Raw genomic sequence first — 17330 nt, 5'->3', positions numbered from 1 at the left:
GTTCCCCATGCGCCGTCGTCGTCTGCGCAGCCGGGCGCACTGGACAGCGGGACAGCGAAATGAGCGAGGCTCGAGAGTAAGGATTCACGATGGCCACGAACAGGCGGAAGGCGGCACGGCCGAAGGCGAGCAGCTGGGAGAAGATCTCGGCGCGGACGCCCGGCGAGACGCTGACGAACCGAGACGTCTACGACAACCAGCAGTTGGACCGCAGCAAGTTCCTGACCCTGAGGTCGACCAGACCGGGCATCGTCGTCGCGGTGATTACCGGAGTGCTGGTGACGGTCGTTGCCTGGGTCTTCTACTCGCTCATCGCCGCGGCGGTGCTCTCGGTGGGCGTGTCCGTGGGCTCGGGTGTGTCCGGCCGCGGCAGCGGCAAGCCGACGGCGTACTACGTTCAGGACACCGTGACGGGTGCGGGCGGCTCGGTCGTGAAGTGTTACCGGCCCCTGACCAAGGACGGCAACCCGGACGTGAGGGCGAAGTGTTACCCCAGCGCTGAGGCTGTTCCGGTCCCCGCCTGGTACACCGCGGCGAAGGACGGCAAGCTCGGCGCCGGCAGGCCGGCTGAGCCCAAGAAGAGCGCGACGACGGTCGGAGAGCAACTGGCCGACGTCTCGGGGTTCAAACTTTTCATCACGCTCGGCTCGGGTCTGATGGTGGCCCTCATCATCGGCACGTGGTTCTCGCGGCGGGTCGCCGCGGCGAACCTGATGAACACCACGAGCGACATCAACCAGTACCAGAACGACCAGCACATCGCTCTGCCGGAAGAGATCCAGCAGAACTACGACTGGTTCCCTGACGCCGGTGCTCACTCGAGCGTGCAGGTCAGCTCGATGCTCAGCCACATGATGCTCAGGCAGAAGGGTCTGGGCACCGTCGAGGTCGCCCAGCGCGCCAAGGAGGACGTCACCGATGAGGAGGGGAACCTCGTCTATTACGCCGGCGAGGTCATGGACGACGACGAAGGCAGTCCGCTGACGCAGACCCTGCCGATCATCGACGAAGTCTTCGGCGACGAGCTGTTCGAGGCTTCCGGCCTCCCCGATGACAAGACCCTGCGGCAGAAGTACGACGCCACACGCATCCCGTACAACCCTGACGGCAAGAACCGGGACAAACTCGGCTTCGGATCGGACACGTACAAGACCGTCGCTGCCCTGATCAAGGAGGACTGGACGTTCCCGGAGTACGAGGTCCAGCGCCCTGCCGGGGCGTACGTAGTCGATACCGCGCCGGTGAACACCATGGTGCTGGCCATCACCCGAGCCGGTAAGGGCCAGACGTACATCGAGCCGGTCATCGACATGTGGTCGCGAGAGAAGAAGCCCTCGAACATGGTCATCAACGACCCCAAGGGCGAGCTGCTGGTGAAGAACTACGTGCCCCTGGTCACACGGGGGTTCGAACCGGTGCAGTTCAACCTGATCAACTCCATGAAGACCGACATCTACAACCCCCTGGGGCTGGCGGCCGACGCAGCGCGTGAAGGCAACTTCACCAAGTGCGCACTGTATGTGGAGAACATCGCCGGGATCTTCTTTCCGCTCGACGGCGGCGAGGACCCGGTCTGGCCCAATGCCGCCAACAACGCCTTCAAGCGCGCGGCCTACGGACTCATCGACTTCTACCTGGAAGAGGAACGGGAGCTGCGCAGCGCCGCAGCCGTGCTGAACATGGACCCGGCGCTGCTCGAGCAGAAGCTCGATGACCTCTGGGGCAAGGTCACGCTCTACAACTGCTACCAGCTCTTCGTGCAGATGAGCTCGAAGAAGATCAAGAACCCTGAGGCCGAACTGGAAAAGCGGGTCAAGGCCGGCGAGTTCGAGAACGACGCGGACGCCCTGGCCGAGGAGCAGGAGAAGGCTGCGGCCCGGGCCTTCATGTGGGAAGGCAAGGCCGATCAGGACATGCTCAGCCTGTACTTCAACGCGAGCGAAGCGCTGCCCCGCAACAACATGCGCACGATGGTGGGCAACGCCCACAACGCGCTGCGCTCGATGGCCGGCGCAGAGAAGATGCTCGCCTCGGTGTACGGCATCGCGATCACCGCCATGTCGTTCTTCACCGACCCCACGATCTCGACGCTGACCTCGGGCAAGCCGTCGCAGAACACCGACCTGGCCGGCCTGAGCTTCCCGCGTCGCCTCGGCGTGCGCTTCGCGCCGACCTACGTCAAGCGCGACCACCTCGTCGGTCAGCAGGCCGTGTGGTCGGCCTACGCGGACCCGATGTTCACCAAGAACCTCGGCGAGGACTTCGAGCACGAGGAGATCGTCGGCCGCGAAGGTTGGGCCCGGTACAACTTCAAGGGCAAGTTCCCTGGCGACGAAGCCTGGCTCAAGCTGGAGCTGGTCAACCCACAGACGAGGATGCTGCTGCGCACCTTCTACTTCAGCTTCACGAAGACCCATCAGGTCTCGCTCAATGGCCGGCATTACGTGGTCGAGCCGGTGACGGGCAAGAAGATCGTGAAGAACGGCGTGATGCGCGAGCTGAAGCCGGTGCGTGAGGGTGGCACTCGGGACGGGAAGATCCTGTCCTTCCAGGCCGGGGACACGCTCTACCCGGACACGCGACTCGACTTCTCCGGCGGCGGCAACCCGGAGAAGGTCTCGTATCAGGCACGGGCGATCACGCAGAAACTGTCTCGCTACTCGGAGTCCCCGAAGGCGCTGTTCCTGGTGACTCCGCCTCACCTGATGAAGTACGCGAAACTGATCCTGATCTTGGTCAAGCAGCTGTTCGACGTGAGCGCCGACCAGTCGTACATGACGAAGTCAAACCAGAAGCCGCTCTACCGCACGCGGTTCATGCTCGACGAGCTCGGCAACCTGCAGTCGGAGGGCAAGGGCATCGACGGCTTCGCGACGATGCTCTCCATCGGCCTGGGCCAGGAGCAGCAGTTCACGCTCATCCTGCAGACCCTGCAGCAACTGCGCGACGTCTACGGCGAGAGCGTCGACAAGATCGTGCAGGGCAACACCTCGAACATCGTCTTCTTGAAATCCACGGACGACTCGATGATCGAGACGCTGGAGAAGATGAGCGGCAAGACTCACCGGTCGTACAGGGACAGCAAGCAGATCAGCCAGGATCTCGACAAGGTCATCGGCGGCAAGACCGAGGGCCGGGTCTCCTACACGATGAGCACCAAGGAAGAGCCGCTGATCAGCTACAACGACATGGCCTTCCTCTCGCCGCGCAACTCAATCGTCTTCCGGGCCGGCGATGCGCCGATCTGGAACCGCAACCAGACGATCCTGCCGATGTCGGTCCGGCTACTGGGGAACACGATCAAGCACCCGGGGCACACGTACTCACTGCAGACGATCCCGACGCTGTCCAGTGCCATGGACTTCGACGTGCGGATGAATCAGCCGGACTTCGTGAAGATGCTGGAGAAGCGCATGCGGCAGGCGGTCAAGGCCGCGGACGCGAAGGCGCAGTACAAGGAGATCTACGGCTACCGGGAGGTCGACGTCGAGCGCCTGGACCCGGATGTCTACGCCGACGAGGTCATGGAGGTCATCACGACGATGACCACGGTCGACAAGGGCCAGGACCCCAACGCTCCGGTGGTCGTCGACCCCGACGAGTACGAGGGGATGAGCATGTTCGACGAGGACCAGTTCATTGAGAACGTCGAGGTCGGTGTCGCAGTCGCCGAGAGTCAGGCGGTCAGCGTCGAGCGGCAGCGTCTGCTCTACGCGGAGGGGACGATCAGCAAGGAGATGCTGGTCAACCCCGACGGCTCGGCGAAGGTCAAAAGCCTGGACATCGAGATCGCTGAGGCTTACAAGTCCGCGCAGACCGAGTTGGAACAGGATCGCGAGCACTTCTCGGTCGGCGGCGACGGCGAACTGCGCAGCGCCGATGGGTCTCAGACCTACATCAGCCAGATCCGCTCGGACGCGTACGCCAAGGCCGCCCGCCGGATCAACGGCCACGTGAAGGACGAGGACTCGCGGGTGTTCGCGGAGGAGGACGTCACCGAGGAGGACCTGAAGTCACTGGCGACGGTGAAGGTCTACTCGGCCTTCTACCAGTACCTGGCCTCGCTGCCGAGCTGGGAGGTGCTGGCCGACGGCCGGTTCGACAGGGCGATGGCCATCGAGATGAACTCGAAGTAGCTGACGGCCGCTTGGGGTCGGACAAGGATCGGCAACCAGTGCCGAGGCCATCTCTCACCCAAGAGAGACAGCCTCGGCACTGACCTTTCAAATAGCCTCCAACTCTCTTTCGATAGGCGATGTAGGCTCTATGCAACCCGGAGCATCCACAGGAAGCTGATTGACTATGAAGAAGGCACGCGGACTGCGGAAGTACTTCTACGAGTACGTCTACTACAAGGCAGTCGAGCAGGCCCGGGTGCAGGCCGGACAGGTCGTTCCGATCTCCCAGGCCAAGGCGATCCGCGCCCGAGTCGACGAGATCCTCGGCCGGCGGGGCACCGCACTGGCCGACCCCCGGCTGGGCATCGCGGACTGCCTCTCCGCGATCGACCAGGCGTTCGGGGAGAAGGTGTCCGACTACGAGCCGCAGTTCGGTGATCATTCCCCGCAGAACGAGCGCTATCAGCAGCTGCAGCGGGAGTTCACCCGCGTCACCGGTGTCGGTGCCCAGGTCGACTCGCAGTCGGCCCGGCTGCCGATCAGCCCCTATGACCCCGACTGGTCCGAACGCGCGACCGTGAAGCGCGCCGGAACCGCGCTGCTGTACCTGCCGGACGAGACGATCGGACGCGTGGCCGGCGGCGAGGTGGAGACCCTGGCCGATCCGCGGCGCGGAAACATGGTGCTCTGGCGGGTCGACGACAATGGCCGGCCGTTCGAGGCAGGCCGCGCGATGACGAACGACGACGCCGCGGGACTCACCGCGCTCATGGACAAGATGAGCCGGCAGGAGTACGAGCAGGTGCGCGAGTGGGTCATCGACGGCGGCCGGAACCCGCAGACGAACCGCGTCGACGGCAACCGCTTCATGTCCCGGCGCGCCGTGGCGCGCTCGGCAGCACTGCTCGAAGAGCTGAAGGCCCAGGGCGTGTCCTACGCGGTGATGCGCGACCGCGAGCCAGGTCAGATCAAGGCGAAGATCGCTGGGACCGGCATGGAGATCCGCCTCATCGACACACGCCAGGAGGAGTACGCCGGAGCTCGGATATACGACAACGGCACCGTGCTGCGCTACTCGACGAACCACCGGGTTCCCGGCGGCATGGCGGTCTACTCTCCCTCGCCGGCGGAGGCCGTCCAACTACTGCGCTTCGCCCAGGGACACCGCGTCGAGCGTACGGATCTTCCGGGGCACGCCGCCGGCGAGACCGGCGCGACACACCAGGAGCCCGGCCGTGGCCGCATGATGGTGGACGTGCCCGACAGCTACCACGTTGACCGTGACCGTGAGTCGATGTTCGTGGTCGGCGACTACGTGGCCCCCGGTGAGTCCGGCCCTCGGCCCGGCTCGAAGGTGATGCTGCGCCGGGACGCGAAGAACCGCTCACTGCCGGCCTTCTTCCTCGACACCGAGTCGGCCGAGGCCTATGCGAAGACCGCCGTCGAGAGCGCTCGGGAGAACCTGCGGGCAGCCCTCGGCGTCGAGGATCTCATTGCTCGTGCCGAGACGGAGCTGGAGCGAACCGGCGGACAGCTGGATGCGATCGAACCGCCGGAGTACTCGGCTGACTCCGAGGTCGCTGCGATCCAGCGCTCGTACTGGGACGTCCTCACAGGCGCGCACGGCGAACTGCTGCGCCCGGGTGCGACCGAAGAGATGTACCAGGAACGGCTGGAGGGGATCGGCGAGCTGCAGGCCGAGGAGGCGCCCGAGATGGGCAACCTCGTCTACGGCGGCACCGCCGTGGACAAGGTCCGGCAGCACGCTGAGGACGTTCCCTTCGAACTCATCGGGACCTGGGAGGCGGAGCCCCACGACGTCGACGGCGAGTGGGTCGATCAGCGCTTCAACCCGGAGCGGGTGGCGCGGTACATGACCAGCCCCACGGGGCAGTGGTCGAACCTCGACAACCTCGCCTCAGCGCTTCGTCGTTGCGGGATCTCCCCTGACGAGATAATGGGCTCGACCTTCCAGACGACCCGGTTCAAGGACCGGCTCGTCCGCTTCAACGCCGAGCGTTCCGTGCCGATCGCCGATCACGAGTCCGCGTTCATGCGGCGTATCGGGGTCACCGTGCGTGAGAGCATTGAGCGCAACGCGGCGACGGTCTCCGAGATCCTGGTCGACGATCACGGCGTCATTCGCTGGAGTGGCGAGAAGCTTCGCCGTGACGGCAAGGGAACTCCGATCTCGGGTGAGATCGGCCAGGTCTTCGATGTCGGCGAGTACGGCGAGATCACCACCGCCTTCGCCAGCGGGCAGAACGCCCTGATCGTGCCCGGCTACGAGGCCACGATCACGGCCCAGACTCCGGGCGAGGCTCCGACCTCGGTCGAGGAGCGCACGCGCCTGCGCGGCTACGAGCAGCTCATGCACGAGCGCATCCAGTACCAGATCGCCGGTGACGTCATCGCCGGGCGGAGCGAGACCGGCGAGCCCTCCTCGCTCAACACGGTCTACTCACAGCTTTACGGCACCAAGCACCCGATCGACTACATCGAGCGCGCCACCACGTACCAGCGGGACGAGTCCACCGGCGAGATCAAGGCACACCTGGAGGAGTGGACGGCAGCGATCCTGCAGACCGAAGCGCGCCGTGTGCGCTACTCCAACGAGATCAAGGCCGGCTCGACCGTCTACGCCGAGTACAGGGCCCAGCGCGACCGAACCGACCCGGCTGATGACAACCGCTTCGACGCCTGGCAGCTCACCGGCGGGCGGAACATGGCGGTGCTCACCGGCAAGGACCGGAACAACGTGGCTGCGCCCAGCGGCTACTTCGACCCGGTGATGACCGGAGGCTCGACCAACCAGGGCATCGTGCGGTACCTGACCACTCAGGCCCAGGTCGACACCGATGGTCGGATCGTGCCGGGCGACGAGAGCGTGGCCGGACAGCGTGCGCCGCTCATGGCTCTCCCCGAGCTCGAGACGCTGCGGTACGACCCGTTCGACCGTCAGCAGATGACGGCCTCGACGATCATGCAGTCCTCTGAGGTCACCGCGCCGGCGAAGACGGCGCTGATGACCTTCGGCGGCTGGACGGCTGATGACCCGATCGTGGTGTCTAAGGAATTCGCCGGGCGCCACCGCATCCGCGGGGCCGGCGGTCGGGAGCGCGATCTCGTCGTGGGCGACAAGATCTCGGATCTGCACGGCAACAAGGGCGTGATCTCGCTGATCGTCGACCGGGACATGCCTCTGCACGACGCGCAGCAGCAGGCCGTTGTCGAAGAGGTCAACTGGTTCCGGGCCAACCCGGGTCTGGACGTGGTGATGAGTCCGTTCAGCCTCATCTCCCGGCGCAACGCGGGCTCGGCGCGCGAGCTGATGAGCGGGAACGTCTCCGATCTGCGCTCGCCCAACGGAGAACTGCGGCCGAGTGCCCTGGGCGAGATGCGCTTCGTGGTCACCCATATGGCCGTCGACGAGAAGACGAAGATCTACGACGACGAGCAGGTGCGTGCCGGCAAGGGCCGTAAGGCCTCCGCTCAGCTGGCCTGGGCGCTGCAGTCCCAGGACTGCCCGGCGATCATGCGCGAGTTCTACGGCCACAACAGCGGGGCCGAGTCGAGCCTGCGCGAGTACCTGCTGGTCACCGGCATGGACATGGACGCTGACGGCACGCTGCGCGTGATCGGCCAGGCCGAGGGCCTCGACGAGCGTACCGAGCGTCGGTTCATCCCGATGCCCGACTTGCTGCGCACGCAGCCGCGCAAGGCGGGCCAGCTCCCGGGACTGAATACCACGGCGATGCGCAAGTCCTTCGGCGACCTCATCGGCGACCGCGGCGGCGACATGGAGATCCCGTTCCCGCTCACGTATCCGACTGGTGAGCAGACCGAGACGGTGAGCGCGAGCTCGTGGAAGCTGCCGGTGATGTCCTCGCATCTGCGCAGTGGTCAGGAGTTCGAGGATGGGTCCTCCGTCACGCACGACTACACCCGCAGCTACCAGGACGTCTTCGTGGAGGCCTGCCGCTACCGCTACATGGCCGAGCAGCTGGACGGCCAGGGTCTGTCCGCCGAGAAGCGCGCCGATGTACGTCGCGGCATGAGCGAATCGGTCTCGCGCGCTCAGCGCGCCTTCGAAGCGATCACGACCGACGTCCAGAACCGAGTGCTGACAGGCAAGAGCAACATCTTCAAGACCGGGCTGATGTCCTCACGGCTCACCGACTCGGCGACGATGGTGTGGACCGCAGACCCACGGCTGGACGTCGACCAAATCGCGCTCAGCTCGGTCAAGGCTGCGAAGTTGGGGCTTGCCGAGGGCGACCACGCGCTGGTGTGGCGTGACCCGGTGCTCCGTGATGCCGGTGTGCGCTACATGCGGGTCGCGATCGACGACCGGCTCACCGGCGCGGCGATCAACCCGGTCATGGACGCTTGCTTTGACGGCGATTTCGACGGTGATGCCGTCGCCGTGGTGAAGCTGCACAGCGAGGCAGCCAAGGCTGAGGCCCTGGCGAAGCTCTCGGTGCCGGCCAACCTGTTGGACACCGGAGTGGTCAAGGGCGATGGTTCACACCCGCTGGCCATGCAGGTGTCGCTGGACACCCAGGTCGCGTTTTCCAAGAACGCGGGAATGGCTGATGAGTTGGAGAGTTCGCGGAGCGAGGCGAACCGGCTCCGGCTGCGGGCGATCACGGGTTCGGATTCGCCGGAGGACATCAAGCTCGCCCAGCAGATCGTGACGGAGGAGCTGAGCGGGCTGTACCGCCAGGCGCAGCGTGGCGAGTTCGGTGCGGCACTGACGTTCTCGGATCGCGAGGCACACCTGCAGAGCGTGCGCGAGGTCTGTGTCAAGACCGGAGCCAAGGGGAACGAGAAGAAGCTCAACGACTACGCCCGGAACCTGGGCGATGCACAGGGCACGCCCGGCATCACCCAATCCGACCAGGAAGCCTCGATGTTCGCCACGGCGATCAAGTCCCACGGCACCGGCTTGGGTGGCTCGTTCAGCCAGCGCGCCGTGCGCGCGCTGCGCGGCGCGGACCTCAAGGCCGTCCTGGAGGTCACCTACCCGGTGACCCAGTCGATCCTGCAGGCGAAGCACGACGCTGCCGAGGCCCGGCACAAGTACGCGATGCTCCAGGGCCCCGGCCGCGATCTCTGGAGGGGCCGCAGCATCGAACGTGTCGGCCCGGGCCAGTGGCACACGGCATTCATGGACGGTGAGCCCGTCCAGGCTACGGCCGAGGAGTGGGAGAAGCAGTTCATCGAGTTCTACGAGTCCAAGGAGGGCTTCGGAGTCACGGTCAATCCGGAGTATGTGGCCCGTGTGGCCAGTGCACTGGAGGACCCGGCGACCGGGCTCATCCGCAACTTGGAAGAAGATGTGTCGCTGCGGGGAACCGTGATGGACCGGATGGCCTACGGCGGCGCGTTCGCCGATCTGGTCGAGGCGGCCAAGAACCGTGAGAGCGTCTACGACGGCGAGAAGAACGAGCAGTTCGCGTCCTCGGCGGCTCTGAAGGCTCGGGTGCAGATGTCGTGGCAGCTCGATCAGCTGGGCTCCACCGAGAGGCACAGCCTGGACCACGCCGTGATCGCTGTCGATGACTCGGTGGTCAAGAGCGACGTGATCTCTCCAGACGCGGCGGCGTCCCGCACCCGCGGCTCGCATCGCCGCTCCGCGCATGCCGTGGGCGTGGGCGCGAGGCGCCCGGTCTACACGCCGAGCATCGAGATCGATCAGCCCGAAGTCAACGACGGCGACTACGGGATGGGGTACTGAGATGGCACAGCACAAGGAACTGGGAACAGGACCCGCGGGCCGACGGCGCGCGATCAAGGTGCTTCCGGTTGGCGACGATCGGCTTCAGACCGGTGAGCCGCGGGGCAACACCTATGCCTACTGGGACTCGCGCTCGGAAGAGCCGATCGACGCCGAGGTGATCGACGATCCGGGGCCGCAGGACGCAGACGGTGCGCGCGCCTGGCGTGAGCGGCTCCGGGACCGTGCCCGCGAGTTCTTCGGTGAGAAGACCCGGAAGCGGATGGCCGACCGTGACCGCGTGCACGGGATCGACGTCGACCGGGCCGAGGACGAGAGCGAGGGCCTGGATCAGCGCGAGCAGCTACTCAAACTCAGGGCGGAGACGCGGCTGGCCTGCGAGAAGTACATGGCCTCGCTGCGGGACTCGAAGCTGTTGGTGCCCGGCTTTACCGACGAGGAGCGGACGCAGGATCTCGGCGTCATGCACCACGTCTACATGCAGATGATGATGCAGGCGTGTCTCAAGCCGCTCTCGCGCGGAGTGAATGCCAACTCGATCATCCAGGCCGTCGGCATGGTGATGACGATGCGGATGCTCGCCCCGGATTTCAAGAAGGAGATGGACAGCTACCTACAACCCCTCAAGTACAAGATCCAGGAGCGCATCGACACCAGGACCCGTGGCATGGTGGCCTTTGCCGAGAGCGGCATCACGCACCGCCAGAGGATCTTCAAGGACCTGCCGAGCGACGCCCGGCGCGAGCGCCTGATCGGCAGCACGGATCCGCGTGACCACCTGTCGAAGAAGTGGCGCAAGCGCTTCGACGCGATGCAGCATCGTGAGCGCGGCCACCGGGAGATGTTCACTCCGGACTCGGCAGCCATGACCGAGGTCGCGCTCATGGAGAACGCCTTCTGGAAGCTGCGTGAGCCGGGCGCGGACGTCGGCCTGATCCGCGATGGCTACCGGGCGCTGCGCAAGCGGCTGTACGAGCAGATGAGCGAAGACGGCCTGGAACGCCGGGAGGTCGTCCAGCGCGCCCGAAAGATCATCGGCGAGCGGATGGAGTACGAGCCCGAGCTGCGCACGATGTTCAACGGCGTGGCCCACGGACGGATCGTCAAGGCCCCCGCACACGAGGAGCAGATCGCGGGCTCCGACCGGGTCCACACGGTTTGGAGCGGGGAGTTCGACGACCAGTTGGGCCGGCGTCTGCCCGAGGACGGGATGTTCACACTGCGCCGACCCATGGACGCGGACGCCCACCAGGTTCAGCTCGCCGAGACGATGAAGACCTCGCTTCTCAACGCGCTGGGCCGCGGCGACCAAGAGGCCTACGGGGGCAACATGCTCGGCTACCTGGTCGGCTTCGCGGCGCAGAAACAGGGTCTGGACACCAGCGGGCTGCCCGACATGCTCCAGCACCGCCTGGACCAGTCCGAGGTGATGATCGCGAGCATGGACATCGACGGTCTGCCACCCGAGGAGCAGCAGCGGGTCTACTCCAACGCCTACGTCGACGCGATGGAGGCAGTGAACGAGAAGTACCCGGATCTCGAGGCTCAGCTGAAGCGGAGCCTCGGAGAGAACTGGCAGCAAACACTGCAGACGGCGGTCGACGACCCCCGGGCCTTCTTCGAGGAGCAGCGACTCAAGCCGCGGTCGCGCCCCACGGGTCCGTCGGCCGAGCAGGAGGCCGGCGCGCAGAACGACGGCCCGAACGCCGAGGCCGACTCCGAGGACTTCCAGCGCACCTGAGCGCGATCCGAGAACACGAACGAGGAGCAGGAGGAGGGGGCATGAAGCAGGAACAGAACGAGGGACAGCAGGTCAGGTTCGGATCGCGCTTCGCCCGGATGTTCGGCTACGTCACACCGGAGGATCGGAGCCGATGGGAGCAGCAGCGGGCGCAGAACAAGTCGAACGTCAACGCGATCCGGCAGGGCGCGATGTCGGCACTGAGTTCGATGATGGAGTTCGGAGAGCGCAACATCGGCGCGAAGCTCGATGCGGCCCACCGCGTGGCGGCGCAGCAGCGGTTCGAGGAGTCTCACGACAAGGTCGTGAACCAGCGCCGCGATCCGAACACGCGGAACATCATCGAGTCGGTCGCCTATGAGCCCAAGGACGACCTGGAGGGCATCGAGCCAGATCTGGAAATCTAGTCAAAGAGCAACGATAAGCATGGCGACTGCACTTGATAGGCCCAACTCCCCTTCTCCACTCATGACCATCTCCGATAGACTGGTTTCCAAGTGGAACCGTGCATTGATCGGCCATAGGGCAGGGTGTAGACATGGAAACGACGAGGACACCGCGTGTCAATAAGCGTGAGTTCATCTCGCGGGTCGCGACTCGCAGCAAGTTGCCCATCCGGGTGGTGAACAAGGTATACGAGTCGTTGCTTGGTGAACTCACTGGAGCGGTCAGCTGCGGAGAGGCGGTCGTACTCACGAGCTTCGGCCGCTTCTACCGGCAGGACCACAAGGGTCACAAGGTGCGCTTCGGCAAGAGCGACGTCGATGACTACGTGGTTCTCAAGTTCTCCGCATCGAGCAGCTTCAACCGCCGACTGGGGGGCAATGAGGACGACGCCCCACCGGAGACCTACGGGACGATCGGGGATGCCGACAAGTTCGAAAACGTCATTGAGGGTCGTGAGCTGCGGCCCGCGTCGTAGACAGCGAGGAGCCGGCAGAAAAGAAAATCGCCGTGACGCCTACAGGCATCACGGCGATTTTCTTTATGGATGAGACGAGTTCGGCCTCGAGGCTCAGCCGTCGGCGCTGACGAAGATCAGCACGAGCGCGCTGACCGGGACGATGAGCACGCCGGCCACGGCCAGGTACAGGTCACTCGAACTGGTGGTCAGGCTCGTTCATGGATGGCGTGTCGAAACTGCCGGTCAAGCGCTGTCTGGGTCGCGAGGGACTCGCAATCGGCTCGCGCTGCGCGGCCAGCTCGGCGAGAGTGAAGCCCACAGGGCGGCCCAGACGCTGGCCGGCCATGTAGTAGGCCTGCCCGTTCGCGCGTTCACCCAGGGCGATGATCTCGCGGATAACGGGCTCGCCCGGGCGCTGGGGCGCGCGCTCCCGCCAGACGATCCGGTGCGAGGGCTTTGCATTCGGATCTGCGCCGACGTACGTGGTCTCACAATCGGAAAGATCGGGATAACTGGGCATGTACCCCAGCGGGTGCGTGCCCGGCGCGCCTTGCTGGATCCGGCCCAGCTGGTTGAGAGCCACGCGCAGGAGCCGGCCCTCTGGTCCTTGAGGTTTCTTCAGCGCAGCGTCGTGGAGAGTCTGGAGGTCCTGCTTGAGACCGGCGGTCGGCAGGATGCGGATGACAGGCCGACGCTCACTCATGACGCTTCTTCTGCTGGGCAGCACGATGGTCATCCGCCCACTGCTGACCGAGCGGGCCGAGGCTCTCGGCCAGCTCTTCGATGGTCATGGCCGCCTCGCCGGAGGCGTCGGACTCCTGGATGCGATGGGAGAGCTCGGCCTGGAAATCAGCCTCAGCGTGGACGTGGGCCGCGTGGTCGTACTTCATGAGGCGCACGAACGCGGCAAAGGGGATGATCGCGGCCTCGGGCTTGTTGCCGTCTCCGAAGATCAGCGGCGTGATCTGGCCGCGGCGATAGAGGTTCAGGACCGTGGCGAGTTCCTCGTGCCTGAGCTGGTCTGTCGGGACGACATTGACAGAGAACTTCGGGAGCTCGGCGCCGGGACTGCTGCCGCCGTGAGCATTGTCGTTGCGAGTCATACCTTCAGTATAGTCAGTCTAGATTGACTTGTTGTCGACTCGCATACGAGGGTCATCGCCGAGTCGACATGGACGTCGAATGATGGCTCACTCCATCTCCGAGAGGCGGGCCAGGCAAGAGGAGGAGGAGCCCGTGCTCCAGTCCTGCACGGTGCGGGCTGGAGCACGGGCTCTGATTGATGGACAGTCACGACTCCAGGAGTTCCCCTCGTCGACCTGCATGCAGACAATGCCGAGCGAGCACCACAGGGCCACCACTCGGTCACGGCCGTCCAGGGCCAAGAGGACGTCGTAAGGCGTCACGAATGTGGGCGTCGAACAGCTCGTGCTTGACGGCGTGGTCGGGGCGGATGTCTCCCCGTCTGCGCATCAGGAGCAGAGCATCGATAGCCCACTCCCCCGGGGTTGACCCAGCCGGCCCCAGGTCGCAGTTCGGACGCTGAACCCGCGGTCATCCTGCTCAGATCGGCCAGAGCAGAAGATGTTCGGATCGCGAACTGGACCTCGGCGTGAGTGATCGTCGCGGTGCTGTGCGGCTCGCCGACGGGGTTCATGCCGTTCGTCGTCTTGCGCCGGTCGCTCGTGACGAGTTCCGCGCCCTCGACGAGGCGGGCGAGTACGGCCAAGCCGGGCTTCCTGCGGATGAAGACGTTCTTGCCCTCGGTGACATGGCCGGCAGACCGGAGCAGTTGGCCATGGTGGTGCGATTCCCTCGTTCGGCCTGGCGGTCGATGGTTCGGGGATCCATTGGCGATCTCTCGGGCATGGTTTCAACTACCATTCAATCCCTTATTTCATCGACTTGGATTAGACTATGAGTAGAATGCCAATGTCAGACGCGGATGACTCTGCATGCTATTCATAGAGGAGTTGGGGCAGGGATGGCGGCTACGGTTCAGAGGCCAGAGGGGACGGCGTCGAAGCCGACGGCACAGACGAGAGCAACTGCCCGGAGTCACGCCGGCCCGATGGGCTTCGGCAACGGGCCGCTCATCGCGGCCGGCCTCATGGCGGGCGGAGCGGCGCTCCTCGCCGGCTGGGGCCTGACGCAGCTCGCGACTTCCGACGGCGGCTTCACCCAGGCACTGCATGGCAATCACGCCCCGGCCGAGGCACCGGGCAACCCCGACGAACAGAACGCCGGAGGCAGCAGCGCCCAGCAGCCGAGCGAGGCCGGCACGGGGAAGCAGGACGAGAGCGGGGCGAGTCCGACTTCGAAGCCCGGTCGCGGCAGCGAGGACGAGGGCGAGGACGAGGGCGAGGGCGAGGACGAGCCCAACGGATCGGGCGCACCCGCCGAGCCCGCGCCGAAGACGAAGCCGCGCACCATCGTGCCAGGCGATACGCTCGCCGAGATCTCAAGGAGGACGGGGGTTCCGGTCGACATTCTGGTCGAGGCGAACAAGATCCAGAATTCGGATCTCATCCACGCGTGGGCCTCGCGGCTCATCCCACGGGCGTGACGACGCGACAGGGCAACACCGTCACGTACCGAGCCTGAATCGACGCCCTGACGCCACGAGGCCGTCAGGGCGGCATCACGGGTTCCACTCCTGGAAGGCGACTGTGTCGAAGATGAACTGCGTGACCTCGCGGGGCTCACCGCCAGGCGTCACCCGGGACCGGCGTGAGCCGGTCCACGGCATGCCCGCACTCGACCTGGGTTCGACACCCGGATCAGCTGTGCCGATCCCCCCTCGTTGCGAGAATGCAGCGCCGTAACAGCGTCAGAGATCAGGCGACCCCGCCGGCAGCCTGGCCGGCGGGGTCGTCTGACGTACAAGATCGTGGCCCCTCACGCCGCATCAGCCTCATCGGACTCACCTTGGCCGAACAGGAATCCGCGGACCTCGCCGTTCTTCATCATGTCCTGCAGATGCACCAAGAACACCGCACGCTGCGTGGCCCGACGATCGACCGAGGGCTCGTACTCGCGCAGTACCTTCAGGTTGACGACCCAGCCGTTCTCGCGAGAGATGGCCTGGTCAAGCTGCGAGTCCGGCACGACGTCCATCCCAGTGAAGTCGTGGTCGAACTCGGAAGCGATGTCGAGGTGTTGATTCGGCCCGTCGACGTAGAGCGTGTCAACGCCGACCTGCCGGCCGGCCTCGTCGAATGCCACGAGGAACACGCGGTCTGCCCTGGTGGTGTTGTCGACGTGGACCGCTGCAACGTTGGCATCACCGATGAAGCTCGTCTCCTCGAACCGCTCGCACACGCGGGCACGAGCCTCATAGCACCACATGATGCGCCGGGCTTCGTTGAAACCTTTGAACTCGCCAGAGTTGGACAACTCTGAGTGAGACTGGATCATCGGTGGGATCCTTCCAGGTTCCTAGGCCGTTGCATGACCTGGTCCGGTGGACCCGCCTTGAACAGGGCGGGTAGTTGAGCGATGGACTAATCGGGGCATAAGATCGACGCGCGAGCAGAGCCCCACCGTCAAGCGCGATACAGAAACGTACGGTAGATGCATGGATCGATCAAGCCGGTTTCCGTTAGGGTTCTCTCATCGCCACCCGAGGTCTAGACCGCCAAGTCGCAGGAGTTCATGTGCCACGTCAATTCGACGGCAGCCGAGTGCGAGCTGTCAGACGGGGCAAGGAGCTCAGCCAGAAGGAGTTGGGCGCGAGAGTAGGCGTCCGCGGCCCCACCGTGGCGCGATGGGAAAGCGGCGAGGAGTTCCCCAAGGGGGAGAAACTCCCGGGGATCGCGTCGGCACTTGGTCAGGACCTTGACGCCCTCTTCCCCTACGACGGCGCCGTGGACCTGCAGTTGCTCCGCTGCGACGCCGGCCTCAGCGTGGCGCAGGCCTCCGAGGCCATCAACGCCAGTCGCGTGCCGCTGAGCAACGCGGAGTCCGGCAGGCGTCGGCTCCAGGACGCCTACGTGGGACCTCTCTCGCACGCCTACGGGGTGACGACAGAAGAGCTGCTGGCCGCGCAGGATGTCTCGTTCGGGCTCCGCAGGGTGCGGCCGCTGAGGGAAGCTCGTCCGTCTGCACCTCGTACGGTCGGCGAGAAGATCAACTATCTGCTGGAGCACGGGTACGCAGGCCAGACGCCTCCGTCCAACGAGCAGATCGCGCAGGCCGTCAACGAGCACAGCGGCACGACGCACTTGACTGCCGATGACATCGCCACGCTCCGTTCGGGCGCCCCGACGACTGTCTCGGACGCAGTACGTGCCGGCCTGGCTCATGCTCTCCAGGTCGACATCGCCCTCTTCCAGGACGACGCCGAGTTGAGCCCTGCGGCCGGTGAATTCCTCGAAGCCATCCGCTTCCTCGGGTCGATTCACCAAGGCCAGATCCTCGGCCTCGCCGCCCGCGGCAACCAGGCGGGGCTGTCGGCCGGCATGATGGCCAAGATCAACGAAGTCGTCGGAGAGCTGAAGAACAAGCTGCCGGGTGAGCAGAGCGAGCAGTGACGCCGGCGCCACGCCTTGACAGCGCCGCCGAACCGTCCGCCCCCGGCCATGGCAGAGCCGGCCGCTTGCCGCCCTCAGCCTGACGCCCTTCGCGTCTGAGCTGCAGCTCGGGGCACGCCCCATGCGGCGTGTCGAGGTAACCGACGGCCGGGCTTCGTCCGGGGGCATAACGGCACCTTCCGTGTACCGGATGTGGTCCCGCAGTCCTGACGCGTACGACCAGGGTCCCGAGCCGCAGCGCACAACGCAGATCCCCGGCCGTTGGGGCCCGCGCCCCCCGGGGGGGCCACGCCCC

Annotated in this window: 11 protein-coding genes and 1 pseudogene; 9 read left to right on the top strand and 3 right to left on the bottom strand. The window is 65.5% G+C overall.

Annotated elements, in window-relative coordinates:
• The first annotated feature begins 89 nt into the window (after positions 1-89).
• The 5 genes from AB0F18_RS10405 to AB0F18_RS10385 all read left to right on the top strand — a co-directional run bounded on the left by AB0F18_RS10405 (position 90) and on the right by AB0F18_RS10385 (position 12521).
• The gene (locus AB0F18_RS10405) at positions 90-4136 is read left to right on the top strand and encodes a type IV secretory system conjugative DNA transfer family protein (protein WP_362057174.1); all 4047 of its coding nucleotides are present in this window, start codon (positions 90-92) and stop codon (positions 4134-4136) included.
• 166 nt (positions 4137-4302) lie between these two features.
• Positions 4303-9858 carry a hypothetical protein gene (locus AB0F18_RS10400; RefSeq protein WP_362057171.1) on the top strand — a complete coding sequence of 1852 codons (5556 nt, stop codon included), beginning with the start codon at positions 4303-4305 and terminating at the stop codon, positions 9856-9858.
• A 1-nt stretch (position 9859) separates the two neighbouring features.
• On the top strand, positions 9860-11599 hold the full coding sequence (locus AB0F18_RS10395; protein WP_362057165.1) for a hypothetical protein: 1740 nt from the start codon (positions 9860-9862) through the stop codon (positions 11597-11599).
• A gap of 41 nt (positions 11600-11640) precedes the next feature.
• On the top strand, positions 11641-12006 hold the full coding sequence (locus AB0F18_RS10390) for a hypothetical protein (RefSeq protein ID WP_362057163.1): 366 nt from the start codon (positions 11641-11643) through the stop codon (positions 12004-12006).
• A 131-nt stretch (positions 12007-12137) separates the two neighbouring features.
• Positions 12138-12521, top strand: coding sequence for an HU family DNA-binding protein (locus tag AB0F18_RS10385; protein ID WP_362057160.1), 384 nt, complete (start codon positions 12138-12140; stop codon positions 12519-12521).
• Positions 12522-12693: 172 nt separating this feature from the next.
• On the opposite strand, the gene AB0F18_RS10380 is transcribed toward AB0F18_RS10385, so the two are convergent.
• Both AB0F18_RS10380 and AB0F18_RS10375 read right to left on the bottom strand, forming a co-directional pair.
• On the bottom strand, positions 12694-13239 hold the full coding sequence (locus AB0F18_RS10380) for a hypothetical protein (RefSeq protein WP_362057157.1): 546 nt from the start codon (positions 13237-13239) through the stop codon (positions 12694-12696).
• Positions 13199-13606, bottom strand: coding sequence for a hypothetical protein (locus AB0F18_RS10375; RefSeq protein WP_362057154.1), 408 nt, complete (start codon positions 13604-13606; stop codon positions 13199-13201). Before AB0F18_RS10375 ends, AB0F18_RS10380 begins: the two co-directional genes overlap by 41 nt.
• Before the next feature lie 509 nt (positions 13607-14115).
• On the opposite strand from AB0F18_RS10375, the gene AB0F18_RS10370 reads away from it, so the two are divergent.
• Together AB0F18_RS10370 and AB0F18_RS10365 are read left to right on the top strand one after the other, a co-directional pair.
• Complete coding sequence (locus tag AB0F18_RS10370) at positions 14116-14424, top strand: hypothetical protein (protein ID WP_362057151.1); 309 nt, start codon at positions 14116-14118, stop codon at positions 14422-14424.
• Between the two features lie 150 nt (positions 14425-14574).
• Complete coding sequence (locus AB0F18_RS10365) at positions 14575-15069, top strand: LysM domain-containing protein (protein ID WP_362057148.1); 495 nt, start codon at positions 14575-14577, stop codon at positions 15067-15069.
• A 332-nt stretch (positions 15070-15401) separates the two neighbouring features.
• Here the strand turns inward: AB0F18_RS10365 and AB0F18_RS10360 are convergent, their stop codons facing one another.
• Positions 15402-15920: a hypothetical protein gene (locus AB0F18_RS10360; RefSeq protein ID WP_362057145.1), complete on the bottom strand. Its 519-nt coding sequence runs from the start codon at positions 15918-15920 to the stop codon at positions 15402-15404.
• 239 nt (positions 15921-16159) lie between these two features.
• Between AB0F18_RS10360 and AB0F18_RS10355 the strand changes: the two are divergent.
• A pseudogene (locus AB0F18_RS10355) lies at positions 16160-16336 on the top strand (helix-turn-helix transcriptional regulator); the annotation flags it as partial.
• A gap of 33 nt (positions 16337-16369) precedes the next feature.
• Positions 16370-17035: a helix-turn-helix transcriptional regulator gene (locus AB0F18_RS10350; RefSeq protein WP_362057329.1), complete on the top strand. Its 666-nt coding sequence runs from the start codon at positions 16370-16372 to the stop codon at positions 17033-17035.
• Positions 17036-17330: the final 295 nt, after the last annotated feature.

The organism is Streptomyces sp. NPDC029216 (genome assembly GCF_040648015.1).
Lineage (GTDB): Bacteria > Actinomycetota > Actinomycetes > Streptomycetales > Streptomycetaceae > Streptomyces.
This window is presented reverse-complemented; position numbering and strand designations above follow the sequence as displayed.

Excerpts from the sequence above, each read along its gene's own strand:
- AB0F18_RS10405 (WP_362057174.1), top strand. The coding sequence starts at position 90 with ATGGCCACGAACAGGCGGAAGGCGGCACGGCCGAAGGCGAGCAGCTGG.
- AB0F18_RS10400 (WP_362057171.1), top strand. The coding sequence starts at position 4,303 with ATGAAGAAGGCACGCGGACTGCGGAAGTACTTCTACGAGTACGTCTAC.
- AB0F18_RS10395 (WP_362057165.1), top strand. The coding sequence starts at position 9,860 with ATGGCACAGCACAAGGAACTGGGAACAGGACCCGCGGGCCGACGGCGC.
- AB0F18_RS10390 (WP_362057163.1), top strand. The coding sequence starts at position 11,641 with ATGAAGCAGGAACAGAACGAGGGACAGCAGGTCAGGTTCGGATCGCGC.
- AB0F18_RS10385 (WP_362057160.1), top strand. The coding sequence starts at position 12,138 with ATGGAAACGACGAGGACACCGCGTGTCAATAAGCGTGAGTTCATCTCG.
- AB0F18_RS10380 (WP_362057157.1), bottom strand. The coding sequence starts at position 13,239 with ATGACCATCGTGCTGCCCAGCAGAAGAAGCGTCATGAGTGAGCGTCGG.
- AB0F18_RS10375 (WP_362057154.1), bottom strand. The coding sequence starts at position 13,606 with ATGACTCGCAACGACAATGCTCACGGCGGCAGCAGTCCCGGCGCCGAG.
- AB0F18_RS10365 (WP_362057148.1), top strand. The coding sequence starts at position 14,575 with ATGGGCTTCGGCAACGGGCCGCTCATCGCGGCCGGCCTCATGGCGGGC.
- AB0F18_RS10360 (WP_362057145.1), bottom strand. The coding sequence starts at position 15,920 with ATGATCCAGTCTCACTCAGAGTTGTCCAACTCTGGCGAGTTCAAAGGT.